Source organism: Methanobacterium veterum, from assembly GCF_000745485.1.
GTDB lineage: Archaea > Methanobacteriota > Methanobacteria > Methanobacteriales > Methanobacteriaceae > Methanobacterium_D > Methanobacterium_D veterum.
In genome coordinates this window covers 152,551-177,923 of the sequence record NZ_JQJK01000009.1, presented here as the reverse complement: position 1 = coordinate 177,923, position 25,373 = coordinate 152,551, and the positions used below count along the sequence as shown (strand labels likewise).

Sequence of the window (25,373 nt, the reverse complement as noted above, 5' to 3'; positions counted from 1 at the left end):
TTACAATACAATTAGCGCTTAAATTGCTTCTTATTTCTTATATAACCTATAACAACCAGGAATACAAAAAATAAAACCGCTATTAAACCCGCTAAAACATCGTTAGACTCTTCTGTTACGGTTTTTTTGTCTTTACTTATTTCATAAACCTTCTGACCATCGGCACCAGAACTACTGCCTGATTCTCCTCCTGGTGAAGAACTAGAACCTGCAGCAGCAGCAATATTAACTGCACCTACTGTATTCAGCAAATTATTAATAAAATCTACATCAGATTGGCCATTGCCCCAAATATTATTGCCATTTGAATTATTATTCAGACCAGAGCCTTTTCCATTACCATTACCAGTGCCACTGCCATTACCTATACCAGACCCAGAACCGTCACCTAAGCCCGATCCAGTTCCAGTACCAAAACTAAGTCCCGATCCTGAATTGGAACTACCACCATTACCAGAATTGCCCCCATTACCAGAATTACCATTATTACCTGAATTGCCCCCATTACCAGAATTACCTCCATTATCATTCCAGTTACTTCTTTCGGTTAACCATGCTTTTAATTGAGCTCCGCTATTCCATACATCATCCGTAGGGCCGGTAAGACCCCAATAATTACCCCTGGCATCTATATTCGTCCAGTAAGGCTGAGCAAATATTGTGGGATAAGTTGGTGCAAAATTATTGACAATATTTGAATTGGTGATGTTCACATTAGCCTCATCAAATCCAAAAGCGCCCCCACGTACCATGGCAGTGTTATTTTCTATATCACAATTAGCTATGGTCAGCTGATACAAAATATGGCTCCAAACCATATCTCCCTCATAATAAAGTCCAGCATAGTACATAGCTGCATTATTACTTATTATTGAGTTAGTAATTTTGATATTACCGCCAGATAACCCAAGAGCACCAGAAGACGTAGCCCTGTTATACCTAAAAACAGACCTATCAATAGTACCTTCATCAGTTGATAGAGACACAGCACCGCCGCTGTTACTGGCCTCATTATAGGTGAAAGTTGAATTTAAAATGGTGAACTTTTTAGTACAGCCAAAAATAGCGCCGCCGCTTTGGGCACTGTTGTTTTTAAATGTTGAGTTTGAGATATAATCTACTGCAACACCCTCTAAAGGGTTGCCTTTGTATGCAGAATTCGAAATAACGCCCCCATATGAGGCATTATTAAATTCAAATAAACAGTTAGATGCATTTAAATAACCATAATTATCAATGACGCCACCATTATCTGTGGCAAAATTATGTTCAAATGAAGAATTAAAGATATTTAAAGAACCTGTTTCATTGTTATAGATTACTCCACCACAAAATGCAGAATTATAATTAATCTTACATCCGCTAATGAACACGTTCCCATAATTCGATATAGATCCGCCATTATGTGCACTATTATGTGATAAAACAGAATTACTTACAGATAAATTTCCATGATTAAGTATAGATCCACCTTCACCACTTGATTTACTATAAGATATTCCAGAGTTATCTATTTTTAATTTTCCATAATTTATAAACGCAGATCCATTTTCTGAATAAGTATTAGTTATATTTAAACCAGATATGGTCAAATAACCTGTTGACGAAATATAAAACATTTGCTTTTTATCACCTTCAAGAACCACTTTACCGTTCAAGGAAGAAAGGGTGATTGTTTTATTAATCATCAATCCTGTTTCATGATAAGTTCCTTTTAAAAGATAGATGAGTGCCATGTTAGGTGCCTGGGATATCGCATAGGCAATTGATTTATATGGATTCACCTGCGAACCATTGCCAGTTATATCACTGCCATCCAGTGAGACAAAAATATAAACAGGGGTATTATTACATACAACATCAAATAATGCATAAACCGCGCCATCTGCCATTTTATGATTATTATCGCTGATCATGTAATTTCCAGCTGCCACATTAGAAGCAAATGTAGCACTTGCAATGAAGACTGCATAATCGCCGCCGGGAAGATAAGTAGAAATTATATAATTATCAGTCACCTGGTTATTTGATGATCCGTTGGAGTAATAGATTCCTGTTTGGCCAGTTGATATTTTATCTCCATTAACCTTGCAGGTTCCATTAACAAGTATTGTATTGCTTTTAATCAGGTCCCCATTGGTTTTAAACCCTGCATAACCATAAGAAGTGCTGGAATTAGAGTAAAGAATGTTACCTGTAACTACATTGTTAAGAGCTCCCAATGACTCTATTAAATAGACCAAACTACCCGTACCATTAATCGTATTGTTAATTATCTGAGTATTGTTAGTCCAGAGCGTGCCAAAACCAATATAATCTACAGAATAATCAGTTATCACACCATACACTTCAGCAGAAACCAGTGACAACCTATTGTTAAGTATCAATGTATTACAGGCCATTGCAACATATATTCCATTAGTAGAAGAATTAGATTTAAGATTAATAATATTATTTGAGATTGAATTATATTTAGGGCTTCTACCATAATTATTCTGATAACTATTAGACACGCAAATACCACATAACGCGTAACTACCCACCATCTCAATTAAATTATCACTAATTTGATTAGAAACACTATTAAGAGCAACTAAAATACCAGTCACTCCCGATTTAACCGTGCTAAAAATTTTAATGGTGTTTTTGCTTACTGTGACATTAACTGCGTCAATCAAATTAACAGCAGTTTCATCTGTCAAATTAAATATTAAATTACTTACAGTTGAGTTGGATGCGCCAGATTTTAAAATAAAACTAGCATTAATACCGCTGCTGCCCTGATAAGAAGTTAAATTCAAAGGAATGCCAAAAACCAAACTGCAATACTTCTTTAAATCTGCAAACAGTAAAGTATCGTTTGTTTGAACTATACTGTCCTCTAACAACTCCCCATTTGATCTACCTGTAAAATAGTTCAGCAAATTCTCATCATCAATCACATAGGAATTCCTGGCCAAAGTAGTGTTAAAAGCATCTTTAAAAATCATCTGCTTAACCGCATTAGTATAGACCGTGTTAAACAGGATATTGGTAGTGCCAGCATTAGCTGTTAAATAAATAGCAGCATTACCTTTACCCAGCACATCAGAACTACCCGGATCAGTGAGGCTCAAATCACCACCAGTAGTATGAATACTATTAGATTTAATGGTTACATTACTGGTCTTGTAGGCGCTGATTCCATAAACACCGCTGCCCACACCGGAAATAGAATTGTTTACAATAGAAACATTACTGCTCATATGCAGCTCAACCAGATAAGCCATCCCTTTAACACTGACCATTATAATATTATTCATGATATTTAAATCGTGCAAAGAACCCATTATATTGGCTGTTGCAATACCATATCCATAGGATCCCCCAAATATGTTAATTGTGTTGTTAACTATACTAGAATAGATTAATGAATCAGTGTATATCCCTTCCACCAGTTTATTCCCAATTGAAATAATACTGTTGTTGGCTATGGTAAAATATTTTGAGAAATCACTGGCAAAGTGGGAGTTATCGGGATTATAAGACACTGAATTAATGCCGTATACATACCCTTTATCACTGTTGATGAAAATGTTGTTCCCAGTTATATTAACATATTCACAAGCACCATAAGACAATATACCTGATAAAGAACCAGTATAACCTGGATCTGAGAGAATAGTTATATTATTACCTGTTATATTAATGTTGCCAGTTCCTTCTGCTAAAATTATGGCATTTAAATTTGTATTATAAAAATTCAGGTCTTTAATTACAGACCCTGCGGCATCAGGATACAACGTTATGGTTACTTTAGTCAGCAGGTTGGCCATGCCATTGCTGAGCAGTGTGACCTTTTGATCGAATTTCAGATTTTTATTGCTTAAATGAGTTAAAACAATCACAGGATCATTTTTAAATGATTTAAACTTAAGATAACCATTTTTATCAAAGTAAGTGTCATAATTAGAATCATTTACAATAATAGCTGTAGCATCGTTTATAACACCATTAACGGTGTTATCAGAACTGTTATCCCCAAAATCATCGGTAATGTCCTTATAGATACCTTTAGAATTAGTATATATGATGTTTCCAGAAAGGGTGGTATTGTATATTAAACCTTCTAAGTAGATCCCATAAAGATTGCTGGTAATTGTATTGTTGATAATTGAATTATTATAAATTCTTACACGCGGAGAAACTATATGAATACCACAAGACTGCGTGGTTATCTTATTCCCAATTATATCAGTATCACTACCAAACCCTTCAATACCTGCATCTCCCTTAGTATTAATCGTATTGTTGATGACTGAACCTTGCCCTGTTTTTATACCAATACCATAAACTGGGAGATTAATAATATTATTAGACACCATACAGTTATTATCTGCATATATTGCATAATTGCAGCCTTCACTAAGAGTTATTTTATTATTACTAATTGTGACATTCTTAGAATTGCTTACTTGAATCCCCACTACAGCAGATTTAACATTAATTACATTATCAGACACTACTATATTAGAACCACCTGCTGAAATTGCCTGATCATATGAATCATCTATAAAATGATTTCCCTTAATTGTAAGGTTATTACCGGTTAAGACTATTCCAGAAAAAAAATGAGAAATTGTGTTATTAATAATAGTTGTGTTATCATGGCTGTTATACGTAAACATCATGCCAATGATCATTTCACTAATAACTTCAGAATGCAGATAGTTGTTTGAGATATAATTGCCGATGCATAAGCCAGATCCGTAGTTAGCATTTCCAAAGGGATTGAAATAAATGATATTACCTACCACCCCATAGATTGCACCTCTAATCTCTAAATGGTTATATGATATATTATTGTAATTGGATTCGCTCATGGGCATGCAAATGGTTGCACCGCTGGAAAACCGGTTATATATTATAGTATTGTTATTTGACCAGTCCATTGGCATAATATATGATCCCGCTAAACGAGAAAATTCCACGTCGTTGTAAGATATTGTATTATAACTGGAATTGGTAAGTCGAATCCCATCTAAAATTTCACTGGAGATACCATTTACCGTGTAAACTACTTTATTATTTCTTATTTTGAGTCCAGTTACAATGGAACCGTTGCTGCCTGCTATTAAGTGTATCATTCCGTTGGTTATTTGATCGCCGTCGCAGATGGTGGTTATAATAAGCTTGCGGTCAATTGTAAACATTTTATCAGTTACATTACCAATTCTCAGAGTGTCGCCTGAGATAATATCTGCAGAAGACAGTATTCTGCCGGTATAAACATTGAAATAGTTAACATAATTATCATTAGTGATATTGATCTCTCTAACATTACGGGAAGCACTCTTAGAAGTAACAGACAACTTAGAAGAGTTCAATCCCAAATTACCAGTATTTGAACTATTAGCAGCATGAGTAGTATTTAAAGATAGATTTCCCGTTGTATTTTCAGCATTTACAGTAGTAACTGATAAAAAGATAATCAAAATTGAAATCAAGACTACATGCTTTTTATTTATTTTTATCAATTGTATTTCACCCAATTTACAATTTTACTAACATCCCATTTTTAAAGAAAAAAATTATAACCCATTTTAATCTACTTAATCCCTCAAATATTTGGAAAAATCCTTTTTTAACCAGAATTCCTTAAAAAATTAAAAAATGGAATAAATGTCAAATGAGAGGTTTTATTTTATTAACTTCGTGTTGACTTTATTCTTTTTTATGGTGTTTTTAGTGTTTTTAACAGATTTCACAGTGGCTAAACCATATTTAGTGTTGTAAGTTATCTGGTTTTTATAAAGAGTTGTTTTATACCCTTTATTGTAAACACCGTAATTGGTGTTTTTACAAACCTGGTTAGAAGTTACTGTAGAGTACTTAGCAGTTTTATACAAGTACAAACCAACTTTATTGTACTTTAAAACATTGAATTTCAACGTATTCTTATATCCTGCGTCTAATAATCCATAATAAAACTTAGATACCGTATTACTTTGAACCAGGTTAGTTTTAGCAGAACTAGTTAAATAAATTCCATAACCTTTATTTAAACCAGTTAAAGTGTTCTTATAAATTTTAACACTAGAACCACTACTATAAACACCACAACCTGTAACAGACTTTACAGTATTCCCACTGATCGTAACTGAACCTGCACTGTTTACAATACCCTTACTACCACCAGAAACCACATTATAAGTGATCGTAGAACTAGAACCACTATTATTGATTCCATAGTAGTTATTTTTCAATGTATTATGCCCAATCTTACCGGAAGAACCAATATTATAAATACCAGACTTAGAAACGCTTGAAACAGTATTGTAATTAATGTCTGCAGCTTTCACATAGTTTACAATACCATATTCTCCACCAGAAATAGTGTTATATAATATGTCTACATTGGATCCTTTGTTTGTGATTCCCACTTTATTGTTCACCAGTTTAAAACCTTTAAAAGTCAGATTATTTCCGTAATTATAAATAGCTGAACCTTTACTGGACTGGAAAACATTATTAGTGCCTATCTTAACACCAGAACCACTACCATAATTAACAACACCATTCACATTACCCGCAAACGTATTATTAGCAATGCTAACAGTACTTGCTTTATTCAAGATTGCAGTACCATAATTTTTAATTACCAAACCTTGAATAGTTGCATTGGCATTTATGGTAAATGCTGTACCAGATCCATTACCCACTATAGTCACTGTGCCTTTGTTTTTAACATTCACTGGTTTTGAAATTGTCAAAGTTAATTTATTGTACTGTCCACTGTTAAATATAATATTGCTGTTATTTACACAGTTGTTCAGGATGTACTGTATTTGAGTGTTGTTTAAGTAGTTGTATACGTTCCAGGTGGTTCCGTTGTAGAACACTTCTTCGAATGTTTTTTGTGCTTGTGAAGCTAAGTAATCACCTAATCCCATGTATTGTGCTGTAATATTGTATTTTCCGACTGTAAGGTCTGCAATCCAATTTTTAAGAGTTGCAATTCCATTAACCAGATCTGCTGTGCCAATTAGTGTGCTGCCCCTGTAAAATTTAACAACACCGCCATTAACAGCATTACCACTGGCAGTCTCCTTAACAACTGCAGTTACATTAACCCTATCACCATACTTAGCAGATGAATTAGACAAATTAGTGGTTGTTGTAGTGTTAATAGAAGTTACTGTTAAGAATGCGTGGTTGTCTGATGTGAGGTAACTTTCAGATCCTAGATACTGGACATTTATTTCATATACACCCCTATCCTTATCAATCACCCATTCTTTAGTGGCTTTACCATCATGCACCGCAGCCTTACCAATCGATGTGTTTCCAATGAAGAATTCAACTTCACCCTCATCTACAGGATCACCGCTCTTCTCATCTTTGACATTTGCAGTTATAACTATCTTATTGCCCTGTTTACTTGTGGAATTTGATAAATCAACTGTAGTTGCAGTATCTGCCTGGTACAATTCAAAATTACAGGTCAAAGTCTGATTATCAATAGTCGCGTTCACTGAATAGTTACCATAAGTTCCAGCGTTAAACACAGCATCTGCAGCATTATCAGTTAAACTACCCGATACTGGACTAATAGTTCCGTTAGAAACATTGAACACATAATCCCTTACTGGCAAATAGCCATCAAATGCGTAGTTAATCACACCGTCAGTGTAATGGTTAATTCCTACTTTAACGTTTTTACTAAAACCAGGCTTACTATCTGGTGTTAAAGTCATCACCAGCCAGTAATTCAATGTAAAATTATCAGGACCTGTAATAACCGGTTTAGTATTATTACCCCACCAGTTATAATCTGCAGTCATATTGATAGCACTACCAGTTACCTGTACTGGACTTAATATCACACAATTCGAAATATTAACCACTGCAGGATTAAACATTGAACCGTACAACGCATAACTGTCATTTTTAAACAGGCAGCCTGTAATATTCAGGTTCAAATTACCTGTTTGCACTGTAATTGCCTTATAAGTACCCGTAATATTTGTAAATGAACAGTTAGACACTGTAATATTACCCCAAGAATTACTAGCAGAACCTATCAAAATACCTGTACTGTTGTAGAAACTGGAATTAGAAATAATTCCATTATAACAGGTTAAATCACCTTTTGAAGCAGTATTATTTGTAAAAGTACAGTTAAACATGTTCAAATTACCGGAAATTTCCTTGGACCCTTCAACAGTTATACCATTTCCAGTAAAGCCTGAAACACGAACATTATTTTTGAATACAGAATCTTTAACTAATAATACCCCTTCATTGCATATAGCAGTCCCCCATTTAGCAGAATTATGTATAAATGAAGAATTATTAACAGTTAAAGTACCATTAATCATGTTATAAATAGCACCACCATACCATGAGTCGCCGTTATTGGCAAAGCTACTGTTACTTACAGTTAGGTTTCCATTATTATTAACAGCACCCCCATAATAACCATGGCTGCCGTTAACATATAAATTATCGATAACCACGGTAGAATTAGCTGCAATCATTATAGGACTATCCTGAATTACCTTAGAAGTATAAACCAGAGTACTATTTATGATTTGGAAGTTTTTCAAAGTGATTAAACCATCACCCAGTGTTATATTGAAAATCCAGTTGGTATTTTCGCCGTTTATAATCGATTTGTCTATGCCATCACCAAGTATAGTGAGGTTCAAAGTTCCAGGTAGAGTCACATTAGTGTTTCCCACACCAGAATAAATGCCCTCTAACAGGTGGATGGTTATATTTCGACTTAATTCCACAGCAGCAGTTAATGCTTTTTGGATGGTTGCAAATGGTTTAGCTTTAGATCCGTCACCAGTAAAATCACTGCCTGATTTAGAAACATACTGTTCAACAGAATCTTTTTCATTAATAGCTACCTTAACCACACCATCTTTAGTATAAACAGGGTCTACAGCATTACTGTAATTTCCAGTTAAATTATAAGCCCCATTTTTAAAACCAATATAATTTAAAGTCGCAACTCCATTAACAACATCTGCCCTACCAATATAAGTCCCATTCAAATAGAACGAAACATATCCTCCACTTATGGCATTGCCCTTATCATCAACCACGGTAGCAGTCAAATCACCAGTAAGTTTATCGATGTTAACTGTACCATTACCCACAAAAGTCAAATTAACACCAGAAATAGTACCAGAAACGCTGCCGCTGCTGTACATGTATATGTTATTACCGTTAGTTCCCGCAGTATTGTTCTCAAAAGAACAGTTTTTAAGGGCTAAGTTGGTTGCATATATAGCACCACCGTATGTTCCCGCAGTATTATTCCTGAAAGTAGCGTTTGTTATATTTCCATTAGCAATAATCGCCCCACCATTAATTAGTGCAGTATTATTGCAAAATGTATCGTTTACACTGGTTATAGTACCTGCATATAGTGCTCCTCCATATTCTTTTGCATAATTACCCGAATATGTGTTGTGGATACTTGTTAACGGTCCGTTTACATATACTGCACCTGCAGTGCCTTCGTTGGAGTTATTTATAAATTCTGAGTTTCTTACAGTTAAATTATGGCCGTATAAAGCTCCTCCATTCATGGCCCCCGTAGATGTTCCCGTATTACTGTTGTTTATAAAGTGGCAGTTATCAAGTTCACCTGTGTGAACATAGCACGGCCCATAATAGGCACCATAAACCTGATTGTCTTTAAAGATTAAGTTTTTAATTGTAACCTTTGTTCCATCGTTCCCTGCAGAAATAATAGACGCATATCTACCATAATTATTTTCGAAAATACAGTCTATCATGCTCAAATCAGAAGCTGCACTTAAAACATTATTATTTAAAGGATATTCTGTACTGCAATTACCATTTTTAATGGTCAAATTCACCATGTTGACCTGTGTGTACTTGCCAAAATTGAATATCCAGTTAACAAGTCCCCCATCGATTATAGTTTTGTTGTATGTTTCACCGATTAAACTTAAAACACCTATATCAGTAAAACTCATATTTGTGTTTCCAGATCCCGAGTAAGTACCCTCCAGTATATGGACTATAGGGTAGTATGATGTGGAAAAAGCTTCATGAATAGCCTTAGATATAGTCAAATAAGGCTTGCTTACAGACCCCTCCCCAGTATCATCACTGCCGGTTGTTGAAACATATACATTCTTAGGAGTCCTGTCAATGTTTACATTCAAAGTCCCATTTTTAACATTGGACAAATTATTTATGAAGTAATAAGAAGTCCCATTTAACCTGTATAAACCGTTATTTTCCAGCAGTTTAGTGTATTTTAGCGTTGCTGTACCATTTATGACATTTGCACTTCCAAGTGATATACCATTAGCATAGAAGTCAATACTTCCCCCATAAACTGGATGTCCCATGTCATCAGTTACAGTAGCAGTTACAGTAGCTTTAGGTGCAGTAATAGTCGCATCATTGAAAGTAACTTTAGCATTAAAAGAAGAACCTGCATAAATATAGTTACCGCTTGCTGCTGAACAATTTGTCATGGTGTTATTTTTTAAATAACTATCTCCGGAAATGTATACAGCTCCTCCCTGACCGGAACTACCGATTACAGTACTGTTAATAATAGTGTTGTTTATCAGCGAACCATAAGCAATACATATAGAACCAGCAATACCCCAATCGTCTTCAACAGAATTATTCGCGAAATAAGAATTCTTTATAGTAGAATTAGCTGTTTGAACACCATAAATATACAAAGCTCCAGCACCACTAGCCTGGTTATTTGTAAAACTGGAATTTGATATATTAACTAATGTTGAACCTGAACGTATAGCCCCACCATATCCTGATGGTGCTGAATTGTTGTTGAACTTACTGTTAAAAACAGTTAGATTTCCAGAAGTACTGCAAATAGCTCCACCACCATTATATGATGTTGCATAGTTTTTTTCAAAAATACAATCTACAATACTTAAATTACCCTCATTAACAATGGCCCCCCCATTTGTAGATTTTCCATTGATCAATGTGAGGTTTAGAAGCTTAACAATAGAATCAGCTTTTATATCAAATATAGAATCAATGCTGTTTGCATCGATAAACGTTTTATTGTATCCCGCACCCACTATAGTCAAGCTGCCGCCCTGACTTTGGTGCGCTTTATTAATTACAACTTCAGTATTCCCCGTACCAGTGAATGTCCCTTTACTTAAATGTATCGTAGCATTACGCGAGTCACTAGCATTTGACACCCCTTTTGCTATAGTAGCATAAGGACTATCCGCGTTTGCCCCAGTATTAGAAGAATCATTACCAGTAGTAGACACATAAATGTCTTGAATTCCCGTATTCGAACTTTTTACAGGATTTTCAGCATTAACCATGTTTATAGAAATAAAAAACAATATCAAAATGCCTAATAGTATCGTTTTCCTCAATTTAATCCACCTCCTTGAATTTAATCCCCTATTTTTTTTACTAACACCTTCATTTTCCATTTAAAATATTAGTACAAAATACCAATTGTACAAATCAACCATATAAATATTTCCATTTTAGTTGAGTAAATATCAAGTAAAATTGAATTAGATGAAGCAGTACCAAACCAGGAAAAATCAACATCAAAAAGCCATAATCTGCAAAAGCTATTTTTAAATTGCAAAATCGTCACTTTCTACTCCTAAAAATCAATTATCCTTTAACTTATACACATGGACAATACCCTTTTTTTAAATGAGTTTACCACTTCCATTTTAAAACAAATACTGCTTAATTTTTTGACTATTATTTTAAAAAACTGTAATTTGCAAGAGATAAACTCCATTTTACAATAAACATTTGCAAAAAATTATTGTAATTTGATGATCTTAAATAATAATGATGCATATGAAGACCAGATTTAAAATAGAAACCCCTGAATTTAAAGGTCCATTCGACATTGAACTTACCATTGGAAGCGGCCAGACATCCCAGCCGGCATGGCAAAAGAATGGCAAATATTTCCAGGAACTTGTATTTGTAGACAATAAACCATGCCTTGTAAAAATAGCCCATAAACCTAATAGTGATGATCCAATTGACATAATAGCTGAGTCTAAAGAAGATATAGAAAAAGAACATATTAAAGCTAGAATAATGGAAATTTTTGGGTTAAATGATGATCTCCCCAAATTATATGATTTTTTAAGAAATGATCCAAATCTGGAACCTACAATCGATTTTTGTAAAGGACTGAGGCTATTTAAAGCTAATAACTTATTTGAGTCAGTTATATGTTCTATAACCTCTGCCCATAATTCAATAAGGCAGTGGAACAAAGCTATAAATCTTTTAAAAGAAAAGTTTGGAGATAAATACAAATTCTCATCTGGTACGTTCTACTCTTTTCCTAGCCCCCAGGTACTTGCAAATGCTCCAGAACATGAGTTTGATGAAGAAGAATGTGGCCCAGAATTACTTAAAACAAGGGCATCATGGAAAGATCTAAGAAGCTGCCGCGTAGGCTACAGGTCAAAATACATAATTAAAGCATCTGAAATGGTTCAAAGCGAAATAGATCTACAAAAAATTAACCAAATGGATTATGAAACTGCTTTTGATACAATACTCAAGATTCCGGGAGTGGGGCCAAAAGTAGGAGATTGTATCCTCCTTTATGGTTATGGATTTGGAAAAGCGTTTCCAGTGGATATATGGATAAGCAGAATTGTAGCCAAGCTTTATTTTGACGGAAAAAATGTAAGTAACCCTAAAATGAGGAAATTTGGTATAGAAAGGTTTGGAAATTATGCAGGTTATACCCAGCTGTATTTGTTCCATTATGCAAGAAAGTCGGGGCTTATGAAAACCTTGAAGAAATAGTTTAGAGCTGATATTTATAATTCAATAAGTGAACTATCTAAATTTGAATCTTAAGCTACTTTTTACATTTCTTCCCAAAAATATCCTTTTAGAGAAGTACTAAAAGATTTAGAACATTCATAATGGCGGATCCAAGAAATTTCGAGGGTTATCAGGACTAATCATTTTAAAAATCATACCTAAGCCAAATATTACAGCTATAAATACAAAAATAAGACTTATTATCATTAATATAACAGAATTATTAGCTTGAATCCATACATTAAATAACACCCCGCCTTCTACAAAAAATAGAACTGCCGACAAAAGGTAGATTAAACACCGAGAAATCATACTAAATACTAATTCTTGACTTTTATCGCGAATTAGTAATAAAACCATGCCGAATCCCAAACCAAACATTCCGGAAGTAGCAACGATACTTTGATTATACCCCATACTTCCAATACATGCTGAACTTACCACGATTAAAGCCATAGGAGCACGCAAGTATTCTGTTGGACTGGCTGTTCTTTTCCTTTCTACAAGTCTCTCATCAGGCAAATCTGGAAGTGCAATATACTCAAAAGTTCCATCACATTCACATTTATCAGGGAAATCTTTTGGAGATTCTTCTTTATGTACTTCATAATATGCACCACATTTATTACAAATTAGATAACCCTTAATTGACGGTTTTAAAAATTCTAGTTGGTCAACTATTTTGTTTAATTCAGAGTTAAGATAATTTTCCCCATAAATTGTCTTGTCAGCGGACATTAAACCTCCTTGTAACATTCTGGAGATTTTTAAGTATGTTTTTCCTTCATTTAAGCACATTTCGACTTTATATCTATATTCAATTGGAAGACGTTTATAAGCTAACGAATCACCGAACCGTGTCTTAACATAAATACCGTCTATTTGAGTTCCTTTATCTAAACTGTACCCTTGCTTTCTAAATATATAATCAATATAATTAGATAATTCTTCAATAGGTATGGAATCAAAATTAAATAGATAACTATTTCCTGTCCATTCAAAAGGTACCATCATTAATTGTAAAACTTCATCAGGATCTAACCCTTTACGTTTAGCTTCAAGCATTATTTTAGTTTCTATATTAGACGCCATTTAAAACCTCAGTATTTAATTTAGTGCAATTTTATTACATAAAAGCACCATTTAATCTTTAAAAACATGTATTTTATTTAATAACTATAAAACACCTTATTCACAGGCAAAACCTTACAATAACCTGTTAAATAGGATAAAAGAATCTAGCTTACTTCTTTTGCAGTATTTTTTGGACTGCTGATCCTTTTTCTTATACCTGCACCGATGATTCCACCGATTGAGCCAGTAATGAAATAAAATATGAAAAATACAACACCCAATATTAAATTTGCAAGTAGAATTGCATCAAATGATTGTCCAGCAGCCAAGTTACCCCCAATAAGTAATATAATACCTAAAAATCCTGCTATTCCTGCCGGAATCCCCCCATTTACAAGTCCATTAATATAACTCTTACCAGCTATACAACCTGCAATAAATCCGCCAAACAACGGCCCCATAGTAATTTGATTATTTGCTAAATAGGACCCTATAAAAATTATATTACTCAAATGTTTTCCAAAGATACCAATAATAATTGTAACTAGGAATGCAATACTAATTGCAACCCAATTCAAATTCTTTTTTTCGTACATACTTAAATATTTATTTTTAAACCTTCTTATAAGTGCAATAACTGCCATTACGGGGAAAATAGTAAGAATAAAAAAAAAGAGAATAATGCCAATTACTGAAGAAATACTGACTCCAGACATAGGTTTAAAAATAGAAGTCATAACGCCCATACACAATACCCATCCAAAATAAATCGCCATTATTGCAATGACGCCCACATTAGATAAAATCCATAAAAATCCAAAAATAAGCTGCTTTTCTGATAAATATGATTCTTCTAATCTAAAACCACAACTAGGACATATTTCATCACTATCTTCAATTAAACTCCCACAATTAGAGCAAGTTTTTTGTAAGTTATCATCATTCAAACTCTGAACGTATTTGAGAGTCCCACCACATTCACATTTAGAGTCAAAATCATCGGGAGACTCACCAGGCTGGAGTTCATAGTATCCACCACATTTATCACAGATGATATATGACATCAAAGCACCATTTTAAATTCTTTTCATATAAATGTTGTGCTATCTCTAAATTTTTGATTTTTTTGGAGTATTTTAGAGACATTTCTTAAATTTAGTTTTTAAAGAAGATATCTTTTTTTTCATTTTTTCAACTGAATTCATTAGAAGTTATAAACACTAATTAAAAAGCAATTATTATGTGCTGTTAAAAATTTGATTGTAGACTACTTTCTAATTCTACAAATCTATCCTCAATATATTGTGCGGAAGAGATTATAGCATCTTTTAGACTAAATACGATAACTCCACTTTCTTCTACCTCAAATACACCAGTTATATATCCTGCTAATTGTACTAGTTGGGCTGTTGGAGGAAATATGCTGCCCAGTTTACCTTCCACAGAATTTGGTATCGTGAGAAGAAGTGGATTTCCACTTGACATAATTCCCATTAATGCATTTTCATCATCACAATAATTAAGGAACATTGCATTGTCACCATAACTATAAATGCCATTTGCACCATTATGACTCACTTCATTAGAATCAATATAATTCATAGGTCCAGCTAAAAGCAGGTTTAAAGGGTCAACTGGCAATGTTGATCCAATAGCTAGAATGCCATCTAATACATTATCATTAGCATGGCACATATTGACATATATTCCTCCAGAAACGACTATTCCAATTCCATTGGAGTTAGCTGTACAATTTCTGATTCCATTTTCAAGCACGCCATTGGGTCCATTCACATTCCTTAGATAAATTCCCACCCAATCATTTCCATTGGCAATATTATTTGTAAGAACAATATAAGTATAGTTATAACTTCCAATAACAGCAATTCCCCCAGCATTACCTGTAATTTGGAGATTATTGGCAATAGAATAAGTATCGTCACCATATACTAAAATTCCATAACCCCCATTATAATCAGCCTCAATCGTGTTAGAAATAGATGCATTATTACCAATCACTTCAATACCGTTACCATTTAAACCTAAAGAAACAAGCTTAGTCTCTACACCGCCGCCATAAATATTATTTAATTCAGAATAATAGTTATTTACCATAGGTTCTGTAAATCCTGATACACCTTCCATAGCTATATTCTTAAAAAATCCAATACAATCATCTTTTACAAATTTACCGAAATATGTTAAGTTTAATACTGAATCGATAATTGTATTATTTGTTATATCATCAATAAGACTATCCACATATTCATTAGCGTTGTTTATTCCATCTAACCATCCATTATCCGTCACTAATTGAGGAACATATGGATTAGAATGTACCGAAGATCCATTATGGTTTACCGTGTTCCCATAAAGAACTGCAGAGTTACACTCGACAAAAATTCCATTATTACCATTATAATTAGCCGTATTTTCACAAATATTTGCACCATTAACACCGCTAACCACTATTCCAGAACCATTATTACCTATTGCATTATTCTTGAAAATAGTTGCATTCTCACCATTAACTAATATTCCATCTTCAGTACTGTTAGTCACAGTATTCCATGAAACAATTGCATCGATACCGGCAACATATATTCCATTTCCAGCACTATTAATCACCGTATTATGAGTAATAGATGCATAATATCCACTAACTGATATTCCATCCCCAATACTGTTAATCACAGTATTTTCCGAAATATTAGCATGGTTACCAGTAACAGAAATTCCAGTATTGCCCTTATTAGTTATAATATTTCCAGTGATATTTTCATTATCACCAGTAACTGTTACTCCATTACCCCAATTATTGGTCAGCCTATTATTAGAAATAGTCACATTATGTCCTGGCGCATAAATACCGTCTTTACCATTGTTGTAAATGTCAAACCCGCCAAGATCCGTGTTAAACCCGCTGAGGTTAATGTTATTTCCAATTACATAAATTCCATAACCACTGTTATCATGGACATTGTTATCATGTGTTATAATGGCGTTATTTCCAGTTACATCAATACCATCACCAGTATTTCCGGATGCTGTATTTCCAGAAACAGTAACATTAGAGATATTCACATTGTCATCAATTGAAAGTCCATTTCCATGGTTATTGGTTACATTATTGCCGGAAACCGTGATATTATCACCAGTAACTGATATTCCATTACCACCATTATTGTGAATATTATTGTGTAAAATAGTATAATTGTTTCCAGATGCACGAATACCATCTAGACCATTGTTGTAAATGTCAAATCCACCAAGACCATCATTGAATCCACTAAGGTTAATGTTATCTCCAATTATATTGATACCATAACCGCCATTATCATGAATATTATTATCCGGTGTAATAATGGCATTATTCCCAGTCACATCAATACCATCGCCACTATTACCAGTAATAACGTTGTTAGAAACTGTTATACCTGAAACAGTTGCATTAGAAATAATTGAAATTCCATATCCGTGATTATCAGTTACTTTATTTTCAGAAACAGTTTCATTATTTCCAGTAACTGTAATTCCATTTCCATTATTGTGAATATTATTGCGTAAAATGGTATAATTGTTTCCAGATGCACGAATACCATCTAGACCATTGTTGTAAATGTCAAACCCGCCTAGACCATCATTGAATTCTATGAGGTTAATGTTATCTCCAATAACGTAAAGTCCATGACCCTCATTATCATGAATATTATTATCTGGTGTTATAATTGCATTATTTCCAATCACATCAATACCATCGCCGGCATTTCCTGCTGCAGTATTCCTTAAAACGTTTACACCGTCACCAGTGACTGAAATACCAAAACCACTATTATTAGTTACAATATTATCAGAAACCATTGTACCATTAGTAACTAAAATTCCATGTCCTCCATTACTGTCAACCGTATTTCCAGAAACAATTAAATTAAGGCCATATGCATCAATTCCATTACGACCACTATCATAAACCGTGTTCTGTAATATTTTTGAGTTATCTCCTTGTGAGTAAATCCCAATACTACCTTCATTATAAAGAGGATATAAATAAGGATAAGTTGGAGCTGCTATTACTGTATTAATACCACTATTTCTTATGCTATTTCCAGAAATAGTTGAATTATTTCCAGACACTGAAACACCATAACTACCATTAAACTCACTAAGTGGATGATTGAAACCTTCATAACTCAATCCACACGATAAGGTCGTGTTAATACCATTATCAGTTATAGTATTTCCAGAAACATTCGCATTAGGACCTCTAATCAGAATACCATTACCTCCATAATAGTATAAGGTAAGAATCCATGCGCTTAATGTAGCATTAACGCCGTTGCCAGTTATAGTATTTCCAGAAACATTCGCATTATCACCAGATACAGAAATACCGTTACCACCATAGTAATATGTGTAGTTTCCACCAATATTCGTATTACATCCATTATCAGTTACAGTATTTCCAGAAACATTCGCATTATCACCAGATACAGAAATACCGTTACCACCTTCATAATTTGCAGTGAAAGCAGAATCAATGGTTACATTATTTCCATTACCTGATATTGTATTGTTAGAAATGCTTACATTATCTCCAGTTACTGAAATACCAAAGCCAATATTATAATCTATTGGGTCATGTCCTGCTGTGAAATTACATCCATTATCCAATACAACATTTCCAGAAATGTTTACATCACTACCTGTAACAGCAATACCAAACTTACCATTACTGATTATTCTATTTCCAGAAATATTCAAATTATTTCCAGATGCAGAAAGTCCATAATTTTGATTATTTTGAATAATGTTGTCGGTGATAATTACGTCATTTCCAATTGAAACAATCCCTTCAGCAGTGTTCCAAGTATCATTATTACCAGAAATAGTTGCACCATCACCATTTACATAGATGCCTCTACATCCATATTCATAACCACCACTACCAGTTACAGTATTGTTATAAATACTTGAATTAATTCCATTTATCCAAATACCTGCCCAATCATCGCTGAATACAGCTACACTTGTAATATCATTAATATTACCAGTTACATTATTATAAGAAACCGTTGCATTATCACCAGATACTGAAATACCTCTGAATCCTAAATTAGTGCTATTATTATCAGTTACTTCATTTTCGGTAATAATTGCATTATTACCAATAATCATTATTCCAGAACCATTAGTATGAGTCACTATATTCCTTAAAACATTGGTATTATTACCATTAACAGTTATTCCAGTGTCATCATGGTTATTTGTTATAGAGTTATCAGAAATTGTTACATTATTTCCATTTACATAAATTCCTCTGGTGCTGTTGTCTATATGGTTTTCAGATATCGTGATTTGAGAAGAATTAATCAGATAAATGCCCTCAATACAATAGTTGGCGATTATATTTTGCGTTATTGTATTGTTAGATGAATTTACCAGATGAATTCCATAATTGCTGTTATTATTATTGTTATTTAAGGTATTGTTCCTAATTCTATTGTTTAGGGAATTTTCCATGTAAATTCCATAATAAGAGTATACATAATAAATATAATAATATTTATCTGGATCATTTGTACTACTTGTGTTATTATTTAGGCCATTGTTATCTATAGTGTTGTTTGTGGAATCTTTTTGGTAAATTGCATAGTAATAGTTATATTCCCACCAAGTACCATATCCATCATTTTCATAGTTATTAACGTTATTAAGATTAGTTATATTATCATTAATTACATTCTCAACTATTGTATCACTTGAAGAGTTATCTAAATAGATTCCATAATAATAGCCATAAGGAGGAAGACTATAACTACTTATAGTGTTGTTAATGATTGTAATTTCATTAGAGTTCAATAAGTAAATTCCATACTGGTTGTTACCAATAGTGTTATTGTTGATTGTATTTTTTAATGAGTTACCTACGTATATTCCATATTTACTGCCAGAGTTTTCATTAATATATCCAAAAATATTGTTATCCATGATAGTATTGTTTGAGGAACTTTCAAGGTAAATTCCACTGTAATAATTGTTGTTGATTATGTTGTTGATTATTGCATTATTTTGGGCATTTACCAGGTAAATTCCCCGATCAACATTATTGAATACATTGTTTGTTACTATATTTCCTGAGGAGTTTTCCAGATATATTCCTGCATCATAACTTTGACTGATTCTATTATTATCGATTGTATTGTCTGAGGAATTTAATAAATGTATTCCATACCACCATTGATAATAATTATCCACATTTGTTATGATATTTCCAGAAATTGTATTGTTTGAGGAGTTCCAGAGATATATTCCCTGATAATTATTTTCTAAAGTTAGGTTTTCAATCCAGGAGTTTGTAGTGTTTAAAAGAAGAACTCCATCGTAATTACCAGTAAAGGTAATGTTTCGAACTGTTATATTGGTACATGAAATAAGTGCCAGATATCCAATTGAAACACTGTCAAAAACAAGCCCATTTTGCCCAATAATATAATAAATAGGATTACCATTCACAGTATTACTAGTATCGATATCCTGCTGATATCCTCCAATATCCGTACCTATATACATACTATATGTATTATTTACAAACGTATTATTCCTTAAAACATTTCCGGGTACATTTTCCAAATATATTCCATAAGTATTGTTGTTTATTTCATTTCCTGAGATTATCTTTTGGGGGCTAGATAAATATATTCCCTGATTAGTATTGCTTATATTATTTTCTGAGATTATATTATCTGCAGAATCTAAATACATTCCATATTTATTGTTTGTTATGTTATTTCCTGAGATTGTATTATCTGCAGAATTTCCAATGTAAATCCCATAGTTATAATAGATTCCATCATCGTTATTTGTTAGTATATTCCCTGAAATTGTATTATCAGAAGAATTCCATAAGTATAGCTCCATATAACTATTTGTTATTTGATTTCCATTAATTTCATTTCCTGATGAATTTTCTAAATCAATTCCATTATTATAGCTATTTGTTACATTATTTCCCGAAACTGTATTATTTGAAGAGTTCTCTAAATAAATTCCGCTGTTAAAAGTGTTATTTATAGCATTTCCTGAAATAGTATTGTTCAAAGAGTTTTCTAAATAGATTCCATAATCATAATTATAAACTGGCCCCTCATTATTTATAGTATTTCCATTAATCTCATTTCCTGAAGAGTTTTTCAAACATATCCCGCATCTACTTTCGTTAATTGTGTTATTAGTTATATTATTATTTGTAGAATTTTCTAAAGTAATTGCATTATCAGTATTATTTATGATATTTCCTGAGATTGTGTTTCCTAAAGAATTTTCGAGATACAAATCCGTATTAATATTATTATTTTCAATCGTTGAATTAGTTGTATTTAAAATAAACACATTATAACTGCTTGTTATATTAGAATTTGTTATAGTGATATTATTACATAAAATTAAAGCTAAATATCCGATATTTAAGTTATCTAAGACTATGCTATTTTGCCCTACCAAATAATAAATAGGATTCCCATTTATAGTATTGGTAGCGTCAATATCCTGCAGGTAATCTTCAACATTACTAACTACAATATTTAAGTTATCTACGTTATTTGCAAGTATGTTACTCCTTAAAATATTTCGTGAGGAGGCTTCTAAACTAATTCCGTTATTATTACCAGTTATATTGTTCCCTGAAATTGTATTATTACCGGAATTGCTGAGATAAATTCCATTATTAGAATTGCTTGTTACATTGTTCTCTGAAATTGTATTGTTACTTGAATCACTGAGATAAATTCCGTTACTATTATTGAATATTTGATTTTCACTAATTGTATTCTGAGAGGAGCTCTCTAAATATACTCCATTACTATTATTTGACACTTGATTATTTCCGCTAATAATATTTTGAGAAGAATTCTCTAAATCAATTCCATTATTAGAATTGTTTGTTATATTGTTCCCAGAGATCGTATTGTTACTCGAATCACTAAGATAAATTCCATCATTCCAATTATCTGATATTTGATTTTCATTGATGGTGTTTTGAGAGGAACTCTCTAAACCAATCCCATTACTACCATTTGAAATTGTATTCTCTGAAACGTTATTATTTGTTGAATAATTAAGATAAATTGCATAATTCCAATTATTCATCAGGTTATTTCCAGTAATCGTGTTATTATAAGAATTATCAAGATAAATTCCATTATCAGAAACTGTATTCCTTGAAATTGTGTTATTTGAAGATGACTCAAGATAAATTCCATTTCCGGAAACTATATTTTCCAAAATTATGTTATCAAAAGATGATTCAAGACTAATTCCATTATCGGATACCGTATTTCCTGAAAGTATATTACCTAAAGAGTTCAAAAGTTCAATTCCATTAACATAATTTCCAGAGATTGTATTGTTATTAGACGATACAAGACATAGAGCATTATTACTTTCATAAGTAGTTGAATAGCTAACCATATCACTTAAAAGTGCACAGCATACGGGGCCTCCACCATGATAATAATAGATATTATTATTAGATATTGTGTTGTTGTCAGATAAATCAAGGTAAACCTGGCCATTTATGGTATTTCCAGAAAATGTATTATTTGAAGAGTTTTCAGAATATATTCCTGTTAAATCACAATTTTCAATTATAGAATTAGTTGTGTTTATGATACTAATTCCAATAGCACTTTGGACTAAGAAACCCTCATCATCATACTGTTCACGAATATTCTCTACAGTTATATTGTTACACGAGACTAAAGCTAAATAACCTATATGTATCCCATCTAGCACAAGGTCATGTTGCCCTATCAAATAATAAACAGAATTTCCATTTATAGTATTACTGGTATCAATGTCCTGAATATAATCTGAAAGATCATCTCCAGATATATTAAATCCATCGTTGTTATTTACAATTATATTGTTTCGAAGCGTATTTTCAGGGGAATTATCAATATAAATTCCATAATTACTGTCTGTTATACTGTTATCAGAAATTGTGTTATTTAAAGAGGAATCACTATAAATCCCATATTCAGTGTTAGTTATATTGTTATCAAAAATTAGAGTATTTGAGGAAACATAACCATAAATTCCATAATTACTGTCTGTTAGATTGTTCCATGAAATTGAATTATTTAAAGATGAATCCAAATATATTCCATACCAATTATCTGAAATTGTATTTCCTGAAACTATATTATTCGAGGATGATTCCAAATAAATTCCATAATTCCAATTATAGGTTATATTATTATTAGAAATAGTATTGTTTGAAGAATTTTGCAAGTCTATTCCATTATTGTAGTTATTATTTATGTTATCATCTGAAATATTATTCCCCAATGAATTTTCTAGAATTATTCCATTATTATTATTTGTTATAATATTTCCAGTTATGCTACAATTATCAGCATAAACATAGATACCATCTGAACCCCCATTTATATTGAAACCTTGTACTGCTGATCCATTTCCGGTATAAGTTATAGTAACAACGGGCTGTGACGAATCCACAGCCTGGATTGTTACATCTTCACCCGTAGCAGATTTCAATGTTATATCTTTAGTTATAACAATATTTTCCACGTATGTGCCTGAATGAACTTCAATAATAGAACCATCATTTGAATCATCTATAGCATCCTGAATACTGAAATAATATTTTTCAGTCTGACACTGAGCTCGATTACCTGTAGCATCAACAGCAATGAATCTCAAAATCGTATTTTCATCAATAGTTATAGGACCCGTATATACCGTGCTCAAAGTTGTTGGGTCACTACCATCCAAGGTATAATAAATTACAGGATTTGCATCAAAATTATCAGTTACATTTAAAGTTACAGTTTGTGTAGTGCTGTAAACGCCACTCGTAATATTAGCAGTTACAGTTAGTGCAATTACATCGATTGTGACATTTGTTTGCACAGTTTGATTATCTAACGTGACAGTAATATTAGCATTTCCAGAAGTAGATGTTCCGCAGTTAAATGTTGCATCAGTTTTTCCACTACGAGTAGATGCTGTACTATTTACTGTTCCTAATGTTGTAGCGAAATTTACAGGAATATTATTCGGAATATGTCCCTGCGAAGAAGTATCATCATCAGCACTGTTATGAGTTAAATCCGCCGTTATAGTTGAATTATTAATAGTATTTGATGGACTGGCGGTTACATTCAAAACAATCCATGGATTATAATTTACTGTTCCTCCAACAATACGAATATCCCCAGATCCGCTTGAAATTATTTTTGGATTATTTGAGCCCCACCAATTGTTTGTTGCATCTACTGTTCCATTACCTGTATTATAAAGTCCATATATGCTATTTCCAGTAATTCTATTAAAGTTTACATTGGCAGAGCAGTTGCAAAAATATATTCCATAATGATTACCGGTTATATTGTTTTCAATTATTGTGATATTCAAACTATTAGATATAGACATTCCATATTGGCTACCTTGTGCTGTATTATTCTGAATTGAATTGTAATTTGATGAGCTGTCTAAATGAATTCCTTGATAGGTATTGCCTGTTGCTACATTTCCAAATATAACACCATACGTACTGTTATAAAGATATATCCCATATTGATTACCCAGTATAGTATTATCCTGAATTGTGTTATTATTTGTGCTTGAAAGGAGAATTCCATAAGAAGTATTGTTTTCTACATTATTATTCCAGATTATATTATAATTCGATCCAGAAATACCAATTCCATATGAAGTACTGCTTTCTACAGTATTATTACAAATGGAATTATAATTCGAAATGTTGTAAAGATAAATTCCATACTGATTATCTATTAAACTATTATTCTGAATAGTATTGTAATTTGAACCTAAAAAAACAATCCCATAAATATTATTTATCAAATCATTATTTTGAATTGTGTTATTATTTGAACCATTATAAAGACCTGTTCCCCTAGAATTATTAGATATAACATTATTCTGAATTAAATTACCATTAGAACTACTCAAATACATCCCATACACATTACCTGTTAAAGTATTTCCAGTGATACTACAATTTGAAGCTCCATTCAAATGAATTCCATTTGAATTGGCGGCCCCCACAATTGTAAATCCTTGAATAGTAGTACCATTTCCAAGTGAAGTTACTGTAAAAACAGGACGTGATGAATTAGAAGCTTGAACAGTAACATTTCCACCAGTTTTGGCCTGTAATGATAATGTTTTATTTATAATTACATTTTCTGTATATGTATACGCAGAACCATTATTATCATTAACTATGATTGTATCGTTATCAGAAGCATTATTAATAGCTGATTGAATGCTATCTCCAGGGTTTATAGTCACATTAGCAGCTGATACTGCCCCGATAAACATCAAAAGTATTGTAAAAAATGTTATACATGCCAAAACTGTCTTTATATTCGTCATAACTCATCACATCGATTATTACAAATACATGG

Annotated in this window: 6 protein-coding genes; 1 reads left to right on the top strand and 5 read right to left on the bottom strand. The window is 32.6% G+C overall.

Annotated elements, in window-relative coordinates:
* Positions 1-11: 11 nt before the first annotated feature.
* Both EJ01_RS04250 and EJ01_RS04245 read right to left on the bottom strand, forming a co-directional pair.
* The gene (locus EJ01_RS04250) at positions 12-5,516 is read right to left on the bottom strand and encodes a right-handed parallel beta-helix repeat-containing protein (RefSeq protein WP_048082324.1); all 5,505 of its coding nucleotides are present in this window, start codon (positions 5,514-5,516) and stop codon (positions 12-14) included.
* 162 nt (positions 5,517-5,678) lie between these two features.
* Positions 5,679-11,405 carry a right-handed parallel beta-helix repeat-containing protein gene (locus EJ01_RS04245; protein WP_169740432.1) on the bottom strand — a complete coding sequence of 1,909 codons (5,727 nt, stop codon included), beginning with the start codon at positions 11,403-11,405 and terminating at the stop codon, positions 5,679-5,681.
* A gap of 448 nt (positions 11,406-11,853) precedes the next feature.
* Here EJ01_RS04245 and EJ01_RS04240 point away from each other — a divergent pair, with 448 nt between their 5' ends.
* Positions 11,854-12,828, top strand: coding sequence for a DNA-3-methyladenine glycosylase family protein (locus EJ01_RS04240; RefSeq protein ID WP_048082320.1), 975 nt, complete (start codon positions 11,854-11,856; stop codon positions 12,826-12,828).
* A gap of 117 nt (positions 12,829-12,945) precedes the next feature.
* Here the strand turns inward: EJ01_RS04240 and EJ01_RS16345 are convergent, their stop codons facing one another.
* The 3 genes from EJ01_RS16345 to EJ01_RS04225 all read right to left on the bottom strand — a co-directional run bounded on the left by EJ01_RS16345 (position 12,946) and on the right by EJ01_RS04225 (position 25,341).
* Complete coding sequence (locus tag EJ01_RS16345) at positions 12,946-13,941, bottom strand: hypothetical protein (RefSeq protein ID WP_052375830.1); 996 nt, start codon at positions 13,939-13,941, stop codon at positions 12,946-12,948.
* 146 nt (positions 13,942-14,087) lie between these two features.
* Positions 14,088-14,987 (bottom strand): zinc ribbon domain-containing protein, encoded by a 900-nt coding sequence (locus EJ01_RS16340; protein WP_052375828.1) that lies wholly within the window; start codon positions 14,985-14,987, stop codon positions 14,088-14,090.
* Positions 14,988-15,171: 184 nt separating this feature from the next.
* Positions 15,172-25,341, bottom strand: coding sequence for a right-handed parallel beta-helix repeat-containing protein (locus EJ01_RS04225; RefSeq protein WP_048192850.1), 10,170 nt, complete (start codon positions 25,339-25,341; stop codon positions 15,172-15,174).
* Between the last annotated feature and the right edge of the window lie 32 nt (positions 25,342-25,373).